At 59.8% G+C, this 15940-nt stretch carries 9 protein-coding genes; 8 read left to right on the top strand and 1 reads right to left on the bottom strand.

What is annotated here, in order from left to right:
• Positions 1-11: 11 nt before the first annotated feature.
• Positions 12-413 (bottom strand): acyl-CoA thioesterase, encoded by a 402-nt coding sequence (locus tag AO065_RS09085; protein WP_004881633.1) that lies wholly within the window; start codon positions 411-413, stop codon positions 12-14.
• A gap of 428 nt (positions 414-841) precedes the next feature.
• On the opposite strand from AO065_RS09085, the gene AO065_RS09080 reads away from it, so the two are divergent.
• The 8 genes from AO065_RS09080 (at position 842) to AO065_RS09045 (ending at position 15903) form a co-directional block, all read left to right on the top strand.
• On the top strand, positions 842-2131 hold the full coding sequence (locus tag AO065_RS09080; RefSeq protein WP_004881631.1) for an MFS transporter: 1290 nt from the start codon (positions 842-844) through the stop codon (positions 2129-2131).
• Positions 2132-2284: 153 nt separating this feature from the next.
• Positions 2285-3283, top strand: coding sequence for a phosphate ABC transporter substrate-binding protein PstS family protein (locus AO065_RS09075; protein ID WP_004881629.1), 999 nt, complete (start codon positions 2285-2287; stop codon positions 3281-3283).
• Positions 3284-3421: 138 nt separating this feature from the next.
• Positions 3422-5707, top strand: a complete 2286-nt coding sequence (locus AO065_RS09070) for an ABC transporter permease subunit (protein ID WP_004881628.1) — start codon at positions 3422-3424, stop codon at positions 5705-5707.
• A gap of 69 nt (positions 5708-5776) precedes the next feature.
• Positions 5777-7393 (top strand): phosphate ABC transporter permease PstA, encoded by a 1617-nt coding sequence (gene pstA / locus AO065_RS09065; RefSeq protein WP_174518537.1) that lies wholly within the window; start codon positions 5777-5779, stop codon positions 7391-7393.
• Positions 7394-7463: 70 nt separating this feature from the next.
• Complete coding sequence (gene pstB / locus AO065_RS09060; RefSeq protein WP_004881624.1) at positions 7464-8297, top strand: phosphate ABC transporter ATP-binding protein PstB; 834 nt, start codon at positions 7464-7466, stop codon at positions 8295-8297.
• A 70-nt stretch (positions 8298-8367) separates the two neighbouring features.
• Positions 8368-9132 carry a phosphate signaling complex protein PhoU gene (phoU, locus tag AO065_RS09055; protein ID WP_004881622.1) on the top strand — a complete coding sequence of 255 codons (765 nt, stop codon included), beginning with the start codon at positions 8368-8370 and terminating at the stop codon, positions 9130-9132.
• A 204-nt stretch (positions 9133-9336) separates the two neighbouring features.
• Positions 9337-10233, top strand: coding sequence for a response regulator (locus AO065_RS09050; RefSeq protein WP_004881620.1), 897 nt, complete (start codon positions 9337-9339; stop codon positions 10231-10233).
• A 438-nt stretch (positions 10234-10671) separates the two neighbouring features.
• Complete coding sequence (locus AO065_RS09045; RefSeq protein WP_004881617.1) at positions 10672-15903, top strand: deaminase domain-containing protein; 5232 nt, start codon at positions 10672-10674, stop codon at positions 15901-15903.
• Positions 15904-15940: the final 37 nt, after the last annotated feature.

Raw genomic sequence — 15940 nt, 5'->3', positions numbered from 1 at the left:
GCAGGACCGGCTCAGCGGCGCGCGGGAACCGAACGCGTACGGCCGCTGGTGTCGATGGCCACAAAGACGAAAACCGCCTCGGTGACTTTGCGCCATTCGCTGGTCACAGGGTCATCGCTCCACACTTCGACCATCATCTTGATCGAGGTGCGTCCGACTTCGAGGGTGCGTGTATAGAAGGACAGCTGTTCGCCGACGGCCACCGGCACCAGAAAGGCCATGCGGTCGATGGCAACCGTGGCGACACGCCCGCCTGCCACTTTGCTGGCCATGGCCGTGCCGGCCAGGTCCATCTGGGAGACCAGCCAGCCGCCGAATATATCGCCGAAGCCGTTGGTTTCACGGGGAAGGGCCGTGATTTGCAACGCAAGATCGCCTTGCGGAGTTGGATCTTCTTGTTCGAGCTCGATCATGCCTAGGGTGCCTCTGACCCATGACTCTATTATTTTTTGCCGCGGTTGACTGGCGCCATTCAACCCCTTGCACGTGAACATTGTATGTTCCGCCGCCGGGATGGCCCTTGAGGGAAACTCTGCGAAAACCGCTGATTCAGACGTTTTCGCACAAATTCCCACTGCGGTTGACAGCCTGCGAGTATATCGGGCGTTGCGTCATAGAACGACCGTCGGGTTCTCTTTTTGCCCTTGCGAAGTTCTCGCTAGGTGTTTTTTGAGACAATTTGTTATCTTGCTGGACCTCTACAGGTGACAAGACTGCCTGTACACGCAATTTTGGTGCCTATCAGCACAGTTGCCCCGGACAATCGCTTCTGCACGCCACCCCGCCGCAGCCAGCGTAGCTGTCGCATGCCCTTTCAGAACAAGCAAAGAGAAGCCTTGTCATGTCATCTGTTTCTTCCAGTACCGCGCAGCCGTCGCGACCCTTGACCCGTAGCGATTACAAGACGTTGTCGCTTTCCGCCCTGGGTGGCGCGCTGGAGTTCTACGACTTCATCATTTTCGTGTTTTTCGCGGCGGTGGTCGGAAAGCTGTTCTTCCCGGTGGATATGCCTGACTGGCTGCGCATGATGCAGACCTTCGGCATTTTTGCTGCCGGTTATCTGGCACGCCCGCTGGGCGGCATCATCATGGCGCACTTCGGCGACCTGCTGGGGCGCAAGAAAATGTTCACGCTGAGCATTTTCATGATGGCCGTACCGACCCTGATCATGGGTCTGCTGCCGACCTACGCACAGATCGGCATGTGGGCACCGATTCTGCTGCTGCTGATGCGCGTCATTCAGGGCGCGGCGATTGGTGGTGAAGTCCCTGGCGCCTGGGTGTTCGTGTCCGAGCATGTGCCGGCACGCTACATCGGTTATGCCTGCGGCACCCTGACGGCGGGTCTGACGGCCGGCATTCTGCTGGGCTCGCTGGTCGCCACGGCGATCAATACGATCTACAGCCCTGTCGAGGTGGCGGACTACGCCTGGCGTATCCCGTTCCTGCTGGGCGGCGTGTTCGGTCTGATGTCGGTTTACCTGCGTCGCCTGCTGCACGAAACGCCGGTGTTTGCCGAGCTGCAGTTGCGCAAGGCGCTGGCTGAAGAAGTCCCGCTCAAGGCGGTACTGCGTGACCATCGTGGCGCGGTCGCGCTGTCGATGCTGATGACCTGGCTGCTGTCGGCCGGCATCATCGTCGTGATCCTGATGACCCCGACCATTCTGCAGACCATTTATGGTTTCCCGGCGGCCACGGCATTGAAAGCCAACAGTCTGGCCATTGTCTTCCTGAGCATTGGCTGCATCGCAGCCGGTGCGCTGGCTGACCGCGTCGGCGCTGGGTGGGTATTTCTGCTGGGTTGCGCCGGTCTGCTGGCGAGCTCCTGGACCTTCTATCACATCCTTGCGGACAACCCAGGCGTGCTGTTTCCGCTCTACGCGATCACGGGTCTGTTCGTCGGGACCATCGGTGCGGTGCCGTATGTGATGGTCAAGGCCTTCCCGCCGGTAGTGCGCTTCTCGGGTCTGTCGTTTTCCTACAACCTGGCATACGCAATCTTCGGCGGCCTGACTCCGATGGTCGTGACCTTCATGCTCAAGAGCAGCCCGATGGGACCGGCGTGGTACGTGGCCATCCTGTGTGGCGTAGGCATGGCAATCGGCATCTACCTGATTTCGAAAAAGCGCTGATACGTCAGTCTGGGCTGGCAATTCGATAAAGGCCATCATTCCGATCAGGAGTGATGGCCTTTTCATCTTATTGTCACAATCAATTCATAGAGTGGTCACAAGACTCGCCCTGGCGCGTCTGGATCCCTACATACCCTGCCAGGAGCGCAAGGCATGACACTCAAGAGTTGGATGACTGCACTGACATTCGCTGCGGCCGGAGTTGCCGCTGCCAATTCGTTCGCTGCTGTCGACCCCGCCATCAAGGCCTACACCAAAACTTCCGGTGTGTCGGGCAACCTCTCCAGTGTCGGCTCCGACACCCTGGCCAACCTGATGACCTTGTGGGCCGAGGCTTACAAGAAAGAATACCCGAGCGTGAACATCCAGATTCAGGCAGCCGGCTCCTCGACAGCGCCGCCCGCGCTGACCGAAGGCACGGCCAATCTGGGCCCGATGAGCCGCAAGATGAAAGACGGCGAACTCTCGGCGTTTGAGCAGAAGCACGGTTACAAGCCGACGGCCATTCCGGTGGCGGTGGATGCTCTCGCGGTGTTCGTCCACAAGGACAACCCGATCAAAGGTCTGACGCTGCAGCAGGTCGATGCCATTTTTTCCGTGACGCGCCTGTGTGGTGCCAAGGCGGATGCTAAGACCTGGGGCGACGTCGGCGTGACCGGCGATCTGGCGGGCAAGCCGATTCAGCTGTTTGGCCGTAACTCGGTGTCCGGCACCTACGGTTATTTCAAGGAAGAGGCCTTGTGCAAGGGCGACTTCAAGCCCAACGTCAACGAACAGCCAGGTTCGGCCTCGGTGGTCAGTTCGATCAGTAACTCGCTGAACGGTATCGGTTACTCTGGGATTGGCTACAAGACCTCGAATGTCAGGACGGTTCCGCTGGCGAAAAAGGAAGGCGCAGAATTTGTCGAAGACAATGAAGCCAACACCTTGAACGGCACGTACCCGCTGTCCCGCTTCCTGTACGTCTACGTGAACAAGGCGCCCAATCAGCCTTTGGCACCGCTGGAAGCCGAATTCATCAAGCTGGTGCTTTCGAAACAGGGGCAGGAAGTGGTGATGAAAGATGGTTACATTCCGCTGCCCGCTCGCGTGGTCGAGAAGGCGCTGACCGACCTTGGCCTGCAGGGTGCCGCTGGAGTAGCGGCGAAGTAAAAGACGCATCAACGAGGCTCAATGGACTGGCCTTGTCACACGTTGAACAGTCCGCCGCCGGTTTTCCTGGGCAGCGGGCTTTCTTGCGTCACTCTTCTGTAATGTTTCTGTCATACAAGGCCGCTACGGTGTGTGCGCATGAATGAGTTGGCTAAAGCCGCAATGAATCAGGACTCACCTCCGGAGCGTATTGACTTCAATACGCCTGCGATGCTGCGCAAGCGTCGTTTTCGCGCGTTCAAGGATCGCCTGACTCACTGGTATGTCGCCATCGGTGGCCTGGCGGTGCTGGCCGCAATCACCCTGATTTTCTTCTACCTCGCTTACGTGGTGGCGCCCCTGTTCAAGGGCGCGAGCCTGACCGCCGCTGCGCCACTGAATGCCGCCTGGCTGCAGGACGCCGGCAAGCCGCTGATGCTCGCCATTGAAGAACAGAACCAGATCGGGATGCGCATCTCCGACAAGGGCGAAGTGGTGTTCTTCAACATCAGTGACGGCGCGGAGCTGCAACGTGTCGCCCTGCCGATTCCTGCTGGCGCGACCGTCGTGTCCATCGGCAAGGACCAGCCGGGTGCACCGCTGATTGCCCTGGGCCTGTCCAATGGGCAGGTGCTGATATTCAGGCACTCGTACCTGACGACCTACCCGAACAATCAGAAGACCATCACGCCAAGCGTTGCCTGGCCCTTCGGCGAGACGCCCCTGGTGCTGGATGAAGCCGGGCGTGCCGTCGAGCACGTGACGGTCAGCGCCGACGGGGAAAGCCTTAAGCTGGCGGGTTCCACTGGTACGCAATTGCATGTCATGGCGCTCGATCAGACCGAAAACATGATGACGGGCGAAGTGACCCGCGAGCAGAGCCGTATCGAGCTGCCGCAGATGTCCGCCGAGGTCAAAGCCATCTACATCGATCCACGTCAGCATTGGTTGTACGTGATCAACGGCCGTGCGCAGGCCGACGTATTCAGCCTGCGTGACCGCACGCTCAACGGTCGCTATAAACTGCTGGAAGACGGCAACGCCGAAACCACTGCCAGCGCGCAACTGGTGGGCGGCATTTCCTTGATCATCGGCAACTCCAAGGGCGGCATGACCCAATGGTTCATGGCCCGCGACACCGACGGCGAGCAGCGCCTCATGCGCGTTCGGGATTTCAGAATGGGCAGCGCGCCTATCGTGCAGATCAAGCCGGAGCAACGTCGCAAAGGCTTCATCGCACTGGATGCGTCGGGCAAGCTGGGGGTGTTCCACAGTACTGCGCACCGCACCCTGCTGATCGATAAGGTCGTTGACGGCCCGGGCATTCTGGCCTTGTCGCCTCGTGCCAACCAAGTGCTGGTAGAAAGCGGCAGTACGCTGTTACCGCTCACGCTGGATAACCCGCACCCGGAAGTGTCCTGGAGTTCGTTGTGGGGCAAGGTCTGGTACGAAAACTACGACGAGCCCAAGTACGTCTGGCAGTCCACGGCGTCCAACAGCGACTTCGAGCCCAAGCTGAGCCTGGCGCCGCTGACCTACGGCACGCTCAAGGCGGCGTTCTACGCGATGCTGCTGGCGGCACCGCTGGCCGTCGCCGCCGCGATCTACACCGCCTACTTCATGGCGCCGCGCATGCGCCGCAAGGTCAAGCCGGTGATCGAGCTGATGGAAGCGATGCCGACGGTCATTCTCGGCTTTTTTGCCGGCTTGTTTCTGGCTCCGTATCTGGAAGCCCATCTGCCGGGCATTTTCAGCCTGTTGCTGCTGACGCCCATCGGCATTCTGCTGGCAGGCTTTTTCTGGACGCGCTTACCGGATTCGATTCGCCTGCGTGTGCCGGACGGCTGGGAAAGCGCGATTCTGATTCCGGTCATTCTGCTGGTGGGGTGGTTCTCGTTGAGCATGAGCCCGCACCTGGAAAACTGGTTCTTCAATGGCGACATGCGCAGCTGGATACGTGACGACCTGGGCATTACCTACGATCAGCGCAACGCGCTGGTCGTCGGGCTGGCGATGGGCTTTGCCGTGATCCCCAACATTTATTCGATTGCCGAAGATGCGGTGTTCAGCGTGCCGCGCAGCCTGACCCTGGGCTCGCTGGCGCTGGGTGCCACGCCCTGGCAGACCCTGACGCGTGTCGTGATCCTGACCGCCAGCCCGGGCATTTTCTCGGCCCTGATGATCGGCATGGGCCGCGCCGTGGGTGAAACCATGATCGTGCTGATGGCGACCGGCAATACGCCGATCATGGACATGAACCTGTTCGAGGGCATGCGCACGCTGGCGGCCAACGTCGCCGTGGAGATGCCGGAGTCGGAAGTGGGCGGCAGTCATTATCGAGTGTTGTTTCTGGCGGCGCTGGTGTTGCTGATGTTCACCTTTGTCATGAACACCGTCGCAGAGCTGATTCGTCAGCGCCTGCGCAAGAAATACTCGTCGCTTTAAGGAAGGTAGAAGTTCGTGAAAAGGAACTCCCTCAACGGCTGGTTCAAAAGCGGCGCCCCCGGCGTCTGGATGAGTGCGGGTGCCGTTTCCATCGCTGTGATCATGACCATCGGCCTGCTGGCCGTGATTGCCGTGCGTGGTCTGGGACACTTCTGGCCCGCCGACGTGATTGCTGCGCAATACGACGTGCCCGGCCAGGCGAAGCATGTGCTGGTGGGTGAGCTGGTCGAGAAGGAACAGGTGCCGCGTGTGCGCTTGAAGGATGCAGGTCTGCCGGTGCCCGAGTCAGGCCCTGAATTCATGACCCGTGAGCTGTTCAAGGTGGGTAATCGTGACCTCAACCCCAGCGATTTTACCTGGGTGATCGGCGAATGGCTGACGGATGAAAGCCGGCCCGCCGACCTCATGACTCTGGAGCGTCGTGAGTGGGGCAACTTCTACGGCTATCTGGTCAATGTGAAGGAGGACGGCAGAGTCGTCGCCGAAGGCGATGCGGCCTGGCCGACCCTGCAGGAGCGCATCAAGCGCGTCGAAAAGCTGGCTGACGAACTGTACGCACTGGAAAAGAAAGACATTGGCGCCATCAACCATGGCATTGAGCGTCTGCGCTTACAGGCCCGCAAGCTGGAACTCGACGGCAGACTCGATGCCGCCGCACAGGCCGACATGGCGGTCGAGCGCGCAGAACTCGACGCCCGTTACGCGGCCATCGAAGATCGCCTCGGTGCGCTGCATCAGGCCTTCGATCGCGACAGCCTCACCGCGCGCGATGCCAATGGCAAGGAAATCGAAATCAGTCTGGGCAAGGTGGTGCATGCCTATCAGCCCAACGCGATGGGCACGGTTACCAAGCTGAGTTTCTATTTCAAGAAGCTCTGGGAATTCCTGAGCGACGATCCCCGTGAAGCCAACACCGAAGGCGGCATTTTCCCGGCCATCTTCGGCACGGTGATGATGACCCTGATCATGGCCGTCATCGTCACGCCATTTGGCGTGCTGGCGGCGGTGTATCTACGCGAATATGCCCGGCAGGGTCCGCTGACCCGCCTGATCCGGATTGCGGTCAATAACCTCGCGGGCGTGCCAGCAATTGTGTACGGCGTATTCGGCCTGGGATTTTTCGTCTACGTGCTGGGCGGTTCGGTGGATCGGCTGTTCTTCCCCGAAGCCTTGCCTGCACCGACCTTCGGCACGCCGGGCCTGTTGTGGGCATCGCTGACCCTGGCGCTGCTGGCAGTCCCGGTGGTGATCGTGGCGACCGAAGAAGGGCTGGCACGTATTCCGCTGACCCTGCGCGAAGGCTCGCTTGCCCTGGGGGCCACCAAGGCCGAGACCTTGTGGAAGATTGTGTTGCCCATGGCCAGCCCGGCGATGATGACCGGACTGATTCTGGCCGTGGCCCGTGCCGCAGGCGAGGTCGCGCCATTGATGCTGGTCGGGGTGGTCAAGCTGGCGCCCTCGTTGCCGGTGGACGGAAATTACCCCTACCTGCACCTCGATCAGAAGATCATGCACCTGGGGTTTCATATTTACGACGTGGGCTTCCAGAGCCCCAACGTCGAGGCTGCCCGACCGCTGGTCTACGCAACGGCGCTGTTGCTGGTGCTGGTGATCGCCTTGCTCAACCTGTCGGCGGTCAGCATTCGCAACCATCTGCGAGAAAAGTACAAGGCGCTCGACAACTGATCCCTGAGTGCCGCCCCCTCTAGCGAGGCGGGCGGCCCGATGAAACGAATGGTTCGCACAGGAGCAATCCATGCAACACGAAAGCCCGAATCACGGCATGAACATGTCGGCTCTGAGGCGTCACAAGCAAAGCCTGTATCTGGCCGACGAAACCGTGGCGATCGAAGTGCCGGGGCTGAATCTGTTCTATGGCGAAAAACAAGCGCTGTTCGACATCGCCCTGAACATTCCCAAGCAGAAGGTAACCTCGTTCATCGGTCCGTCGGGTTGCGGCAAGTCCACGCTGTTGCGCACCTTCAACCGCATGAATGATCTGGTCGATGGCTGCCGTGTCGAAGGCGCGATCAATCTGTACGGCCACAACATCTATACCAAGGGCGAGGAAGTTGCCGAGCTGCGCCGTCGCGTCGGCATGGTGTTCCAGAAGCCGAACCCGTTTCCCAAGACGATCTATGAAAACGTGGTCTACGGACTGCGCATTCAAGGGATCAACAAAAAGCGCGTACTCGACGAAGCGGTCGAGTGGGCCTTGAAAGGCGCTGCACTGTGGGATGAGGTCAAGGACCGGCTGCATGAGTCGGCACTGGGCCTGTCTGGCGGTCAGCAACAGCGTCTGGTCATTGCCAGAACCATCGCCGTGGAGCCGGAAGTCCTGCTGCTCGACGAACCCTGTTCGGCACTCGACCCTATTTCGACCCTTAAAGTCGAAGAGCTGATCTACGAACTGAAATCCAAATACACCATTGTGATCGTTACTCACAACATGCAGCAGGCGGCTCGGGTGTCGGATTACACCGCGTTTATGTACATGGGCAAGCTCGTCGAGTTTGGTGACACCGATACGTTGTTCACCAACCCGGCCAAAAAACAGACTGAAGACTACATCACCGGTCGTTATGGCTAGGACGTGCTTCGTCAGACCTGAACCACCGCTGCGTTTTCGCAATTAACCGGACGTTCCAAGGACACCCAGCATGATCCACAAAGACAGCCACACGCATCACATTTCCCAACAGTTCAACGCTGAACTCGAAGACGTTCGCAGCCATTTGCTCGAAATGGGTGGCCTGGTCGAGAAGCAGGTCAACGATTCGGTCACGGCGCTGATCGAAGCCGACTCGGGCCTGGCCCAGCGGGTTCGTGAGGTCGACGACCGGATCAACCAGATGGAGCGCAACATCGACGAAGAGTGCCTGCGGATTCTGGCCCGTCGTCAGCCTGCGGCTTCTGACCTGCGTCTGATCATCAGCATCTCCAAGTCGGTGATCGATCTGGAGCGCATCGGCGACGAAGCCACCAAGATCGCCCGTCGAGCCATCCAGCTGTGCGAAGAGGGCGAGTCGCCACGCGGCTACGTCGAAGTGCGGCATATCGGCGATCAGGTGCGCAACATGGTGCGTGACGCGCTCGACTCGTTCGCCCGCTTCGATGCCGAGCTGGCCCTGTCTGTGGCTCAGTACGACAAGATCATCGACCGCGAGTACAAGACCGCCCTGCGCGAGCTGGCGACCTACATGATGGAAGACCCGCGTTCGATTTCCCGCGTGTTGAACGTCATCTGGGTGCTGCGCTCGCTTGAGCGAATCGGCGATCACGCCCGCAACATCTCGGAGCTGGTGATCTACCTGGTTCGCGGCACTGACGTTCGTCACATGGGCCTCAAGCGCATGAAGGAAGAAGTGCAGGGCATTTCTGCGAGCGAAAAGGCTAATGTTCCGGGCGACGCTGACGATAAGTAAGATTGCCTGCAATAAAACGCCCGGCACCTGCCGGGCGTTTTTCGTTGTGCAGAAGTACATTCTCAGCCGCCTGCGGATTAAATCCCATGGCGCAGTCAATCAATATGGCAGTTGGCTACTGGTCAACGCTATGCTTGCCGAAACAAAGGGCGTGTTGGCATTTTGCAGTTCGCCTCCAGGGTGAACACGTCCGCAGGAGCGTCGATGAGTAAGGTCAGTGTATTGGTGGTGGATGACGCGACGTTCATTCGCGACTTGGTTAAGAAATGTCTGCGCAATTATTTTCCCGGGATTCACACCGAGGACGCAGTCAATGGTCGCAAAGCTCAGGCGGTGCTGAGCAAAGATACGTTCGATCTGATTCTGTGCGACTGGGAAATGCCGGAAATGTCCGGTCTTGAACTGTTGGCCTGGTGCCGCTCGCAAGACAATTACCTGAAAACCGTGCCGTTCATCATGGTGACCAGCCGTGGCGACAAGGAAAACGTCGTGCAGGCCATTCAGGCCGGTGTGAGTGACTTCGTCGGCAAGCCGTTCACCAACGAACAGCTGCTTTCCAAGGTCAAGAAAGCCCTGGCCAAGGTCGGCAAGCTGGACGCGGTCATGTCCACCGCTCCGGCCCGCATGAACTCGCCGCTGAACGACTCGCTGAGCGCGCTGACCGGTGGCAAGGCCGAGGTGGTTCGTGCTGCACCTGCGGCTGCTCCGGTTTCCGGCGGTATTGCCAAGGCACCGCCTGTGGTTGCCAAGACCGCAGAGCCTTCCGGTCGCGGACAAGGCCAGTTGCGTCTGCCCAATGGCATTCAGTCCTGTGTGATCAAGGCGTTGAGCCTGAAGGAAGCGTCGCTGGTCGTGCGTCGCAGCGATAACCTGCCGCAAGTCCTCGACAGCGCTGTGCTGGACCTGGAGCAGGGCGAAAGCAATGAGACCGCTCGCTTGAACGGCTACCTGCATTCGGTTGCGGCCTTCGAACAGAAGCCCGACAGCGACTGGCTGCAAGTGATCTTCCGTTTCGTCGACCAGGACGCGCAGAAGATGGACTACCTGTCACGCCTGATTGCCCGCGGCACAGCCCAGAAGCACTTCGTTCCGGGGGCTTGATCCTCGATTCTGTCGAAACGCGCTGCCAGACAGCGCGTTTGCCCGCGCTAGAGCGGGTTAGCTGTCGCAAAGCAAACACCTGACTGTGGGAGGCGGCTTGCCGGCGATCTGCCGGGAACCGGCAGCAAAACCTGTACACGCGGTGTTTCAGATGCACTCAAGGGCCGCTGCGCAGCCCATCGCTGCCGTCGTAACCTCCGAGAGCTCCCACGCCCTGCGGGCAGAAGCAGATTTCAGCGCTTCTCCAGAAGCCAGGTGTTTGATAGAGGCTGCTGTTACCGCTGGAAGATAACGCCCACACCCGTGTGTTTGACGTCCGATAGGTCGGGATGAGCTTTCTCGCCCATACAGTCGAGCCGTCTGCTTTCCCGGAACCTGCAGGTTCTATTTAGTTTTTCCAGTCCCTCACCGTTCGTGAGGCTACTGGAAAATCACTGAATGTTATCCACATCGTTCCAATCCCCCGACATCCTGGCGATCGACGCCAACCAACTGCTTCTCGCCATCGAACGTGCGCTGGGTGCATCCAGCGATTCGGCGTCCTACATCACGGATGGCATCGTTCTGCCAGAAGATCAGTTTCGGATCGTCAGGCGGGTGCTGATTCACCTGCTGGGCGAGGACATCCGGTTCTCGACACGCGATCTGGCTGCAGCAGATGCTGAGCAGGAACACAGACTGTCACTCCTGTATCGCAGCGCCAAAGCCCGTAAACTCTACGCGAATGCCTTGGGCGTGGAGGAGGCCGGTGTCAGCCCCTGGCACATGCATCAGTTCTACGCCCGTATTGCCTGGCTGAACGAATCGACGGTCACTGGCGAAGCGGCCAAGGCGCAACTGGAACACTATGTGTTCAAGTCACTGCCGTTCTGGGGCGCTGCGGCTGTGCCTGGAAAATCGGGCTATTCAGCGTTGGGTGAGCTGCTTACACCCATCCCGGAAGATTTGCGTCTGTGGATGGTGCAGTTCAAGCGCGGCGCTCGTCTGGTGCCGGTCGCCGAGTGGGTCGAGCACTGCTCGGCAGAGTCGCTCTATAACGGCCTGGCGGTACGGCATGCGCGGGAATCCGACGGCGACGTGCCTGATGCCTTGAGGCTGTTCTGCGACACCTTCTCAACCCTGATACCGGCGGATATCTATCGCGACCGGACATTATCCGACTGGCTGAATCCGCTGCTCGCAACGCCAGGTGGCTGGTCCGTCTGCATGGACGTGTTGACCAGCGTCGAGCACAGCGAACCGACCCTTGGCGGCCTGCAGATCGATGCGGGCACGCATATGTCATTGCCGACCCGGATTGAATACCTGCGCAAGCTGGCGGCCTATGTGGTGAACCCCGATAACGAGCACTGGCTGGTGCCTGCAATCGCCAGCGCAGAACAAGCGCCCGCCATGCGGGCGCTGTCGCTGGCCATCAGGCTTCGATTCGAGCACTGGAACCTGGCGTTCGGGCCAGCCATGATGCTTGCTTCGCTGTTACTGATGCCGGCACTTGAAACGAGCATCGAACCGGACGAAGCCTTACCCACTGCTCATACTCTGAACAGTCAGGTCGTCCCGCCGCTGGATACCTGGAGTCCGATGCACAATGCGGACTACCTGTTCTCTCAAATGGGCATCGAACTGCTTTGCGATTCAAACGAAGCAGGCCGCACGCTTCGCTTGTCACCCCAGCAAACCTGGCATGCGCTGACCCATACCGTGCAGTTTCAGTCCGCCGTGGCGCCCTTGCTCGAGGCCATGGGCTGGTACGGCGCGCATCCCGGAGAGCAGGCTTCTCCCCGCATCACTCAGGCACTGGTCGGGCGTTCGATCATCGACTTTTTCCTGGGCGCTCCAGAAGCCGATGGCGAATCTCTGGAAACCTTCATTGGACGCGGTTGGGTGCTGGACTACAGCCATGTGCAACTGAGAGAGAAAGTCCGGGGCCTGATACGGAACAGGCAGCCCGGTGCATCACCGAGCACGGTCGACCTGCTGCATTACCTGTTATTGCGCGAAACGATGCCCGAACTGTTGGTAGACGGCGTACCCGATCATTTGCAGTACGGACGATCCCTGCAGAGCGTTGCCTTGCTTCATGGCGTCGCGCTGGTCGAGGCGATGACGCCGGGGCTGGCGGTCATCACGTCTTACGATGAGCTGATCAAGGTCAGCGCAGAGTTGGCCGAGTCCGAGGATCCCGGGGTTCAGGCGCTCTGGGCAACAACGCTGACCCTGCCTGCCTGGCGCTACGCCACGGCGCATGGTGCAGTTGAAGGAGCAGCCAGTGAGGGTCTTCAACAGGCATCCGCCGCACAGGTTGCTCAGGCCCTGAGCTATTTGCAGACACAGCAGCAATTGCACGCTCAGGAATTGAACCGTTTGTTGGCAATCAAACCGCCCGACCGCAAGGCTCTGGCAGCGCAAATGCTCACCGAGGCGGACGTGCCGGAATGGCTATGGGAGCAGGCCGCAAATATCGACCATTGGCCGGTCCTGCAGAATTGTGGATTTACGGTCGCCGCCTCCTATTCCATTGATCGCCTGACCTCAGTGGGTCAACCCCAGGCTACCGTCATCCAGTTGGTCATGATGGGAGAGGTCTACCTCTCCGGCACGCCGACCGTTGCGCAGGCCTATGCCATTGCTTTCAAGACGTTCAGCGAATCGCTGGTGAGTGCCGAAACCGAAGTCATCAAAAGGCTGTTGTCCGAGGCGCAGCCCGACCTTCGGGCGAAACTGTCGGCTTCGACCTGCGAGGTCAGTCGCGTCCGCTTCGAGGCGCAAGAGGGCACTCAGGGCATCTTTGTCCGCTGCCAGGAGGGCGATCACCTCAATGACTTCGAGGGCCACTCGGTAAAAGAATGCTTTTTCGAGCTGATTCCCGCGTGCGGCGTGGTGCGCGAGGTCAGCCAGTCGTTCACGTATTCGGTCGAGGGCGTGACCTGGTCTGGCCATGTTTCGATTCCTGAGGCGCTGCGTCGGCGCGAAGCCCACCAACAACGTATCGAAGCAGCCAGAACCACGCCGTTGCTGCCCATGGACAGCGACGCGTACCTCACGGGCACGGTATCGCGCAGCTCCACGGTTCCACATACTCCGTTGCAAGGAACGCTGATTCCCTCGGCGAAGCTGGTTTATCTGCCGGATACCGATGAACAGACCCGAATCGACGCGCTGGCCGGTAACGCTGCCACGCACCTGCTTGCCCGGTTTCTGGAGCAGAGCAACACCGAGCATTCACACGAAACCCCCTGGGAGCATATCTGGGCGAAGGAGCGTGAGTATGCCGATACCGCTGCGCGGTTTCTTATTCCGTTCTATGGGTGCATTCAGGACCTGCGGGCGGGCGAGCATTCCGCCGGGGTGGTCGTCGGGTGCGTGCTGGATGGGGTATTCGCCCTTGTCCCGCTAGGGCAGTTTGCAGGCGCAACCGCTCGTATCATGATGCGGGCCGGAGAGCTGAGTGTGTTGTCGATCACTCGGCTGACAGGCAAGGCGCTCGGTCGACTGCTGGCGGGTCTTGCAGAGCAAAGCGGTCTGGCGGTGTTGCGTGACCTGGGCAAGGCCGGTGTGAAACTGAGCGGGCTTGGCTGGTCGGCGCTGTTGCACGTGTCGCCCTCGCTGAAAACCGTATTGTCATCGCGAGCGGTGGTTGAAAGTGTTTTCGGTTTCGACAAGGGCATGTACCGGGTGCTCGACAGTGTCGAGCGCCCCTGGCAGCCTCTGCGTGTGGCGTCGGACAGCCATGCAGCGGTGGATGGCCGCCCGGCTGTGGCTGTCAGGAACATCGGCCGCCCGGAGGCACCTGATTTCAGGTTGCTAGATCCGGACTATGACCGTGTTTTCGGCAAGACACTCACGCCTGTGTCGCAGGGCGAGCGCCTTGAGCTGTCGTCGATATCGGCTGCTGACGGGACAGGTCCTGATCGCTATCCGGCTGTCGTGCCGATCACTTCCAGGGCTGATGGTTTTCATGAGGTGCGCATCGACCGCGCGTCCAGTGTAAGTAGCATTGAAAGGGCCGAAGGGGAGTACGACATTCTGGTCGACGGTCAGGTCTATCACCTGGACTCCGGCGCGCCGGATGCCGCGCTGCGCAAACGGGCGGTTGAAAAGCTCTCCACGGCATCGGGCACTCTGGAGGAAGTGGAAAATTTGTGCCGGGTTCGTCGTGATCTGGAGCCGGTTGTCTGCGCCACGGGGATCAGGCTTGCCACCCCGGTTCCCGAGCCGGTTCCTGCAGGCTCGACGTCTCCGACACGAACCGGCAAGTACCCCAGCCAGGCCATGGATGCCCGTGAGTTCACGCTGGCCAGGCTTTCCGCGCGTGCGGATGACGAGTCGGGCATCGATGTTTTCGTCAATGAGGGCAAATTCTGCAAATGGGCCGAGCCGGCCGAGGTCACCGCAACCACGTCAGCGTCCAGCGGCAAGGTCGTCAGTCCGCTTTCGGAACAGGAGCTTGCGCATCTCTCTTTGCCTGAAGCGCCCGAGTACCTGCCTGCGCTGGAGGGGGCGCTGGCCCAGGATGGTGTGTTGGGTCTTCCGGCGAACATTCCCCATGGTGACGCCGTGTGGATCTATCAGAATATCCCGGTGATCGAACTTGGACCTGTGGCTTCAGGTGTGAACGATGCCCGCACGTTGCGCGGTGTCAGGCTGCAAATTGACGACAAAGACTGGATTTTTATCGAACCTGATAGCGGTGTGTTCTACAAGGCCTTCACGCCAACCGAAGGCGGCACGGAACTCAGGTTTGCCCGTGTTGAAGCGGCAGACGAGATCAATGAGTTCATTCGGGTTTCGGAGCAGTATCGAGTGTTTCGCGAGCGACCGAATGCCGTGACGGATCAGGAAAACATCGCCCGTCTGCTGTTTGATCTGCTGGACGAGTCGGAAAGGGCTGCGTGGAATCTTTCCTGGGACAAGGCCATCCACAGCTATGACGACTATGCGCAATGGTGCAAGGCGAATGGCGAGAAGAACGAGTTACTGGCCATTGGTCGTAACGTGTTGTCGGGTGAGGAGATCCAGAAAAAATTCGTCGATCTGGTCAAGGCCAGCGTTCCCGACTTCAGGAAAGTTGCTGAACGAAGCCTGCCCGAGCAACAGCACATTGTGGAGGTGCTCAATAAACTTCTGCCGGTGCAGGGCTCGAAGGCCAAGTGGGAGGCGTTGAATTTGCAGAGTGTGGTCACGCCCAAGGCGGCGAAGACTGTTCTCGGGCAGATCAAAGGTGCCAACCTTGCGTTTGCGCACATTCATACCGAGTCGGGAGAGCGAATCGTGTATTACGCGCTGTCCGGCGGTCAGCGCGCCAAGGACCTGAGGCTGCAACTCGACATGGCCGAAGGCAGCGAGCGCGTCATCGATGGCGTGATCTTTCGCGACGCTCGTGCCCGTATGGCGGGTCGTGAGCCTGACCCGACGTTCACCAGCCTGCCGGTGGTGCGCGATGCAAACCACCTTGTGGTCAGGGAGTTCTCTCGTCACGTGGATTCCGAGCGCCTGATCGCGACGATCATCAAGCAAGACATGGCGTCCACCCCGCTGGTCCACATCAAGTTCTTTACGGTGCTCGATACCTGCCGGTCATGCGGTGGATTTGTCTTGCCGCGTCTGAAACTCGACTTTCCCGATGCGCTGTTTTCGGTGACGTACATGAAGGATTACGCGCCGGGCTGATGCGCTTTGAGCGTCTCGCAGGCTTTCTGACGTGCAG

The sequence above is a fragment of the Pseudomonas viridiflava genome, assembly GCF_001642795.1.
GTDB lineage: Bacteria > Pseudomonadota > Gammaproteobacteria > Pseudomonadales > Pseudomonadaceae > Aquipseudomonas > Aquipseudomonas viridiflava.
Note: the sequence above shows the minus strand (reverse complement) of the source record. Positions and strands in the feature narration are given on the sequence as shown.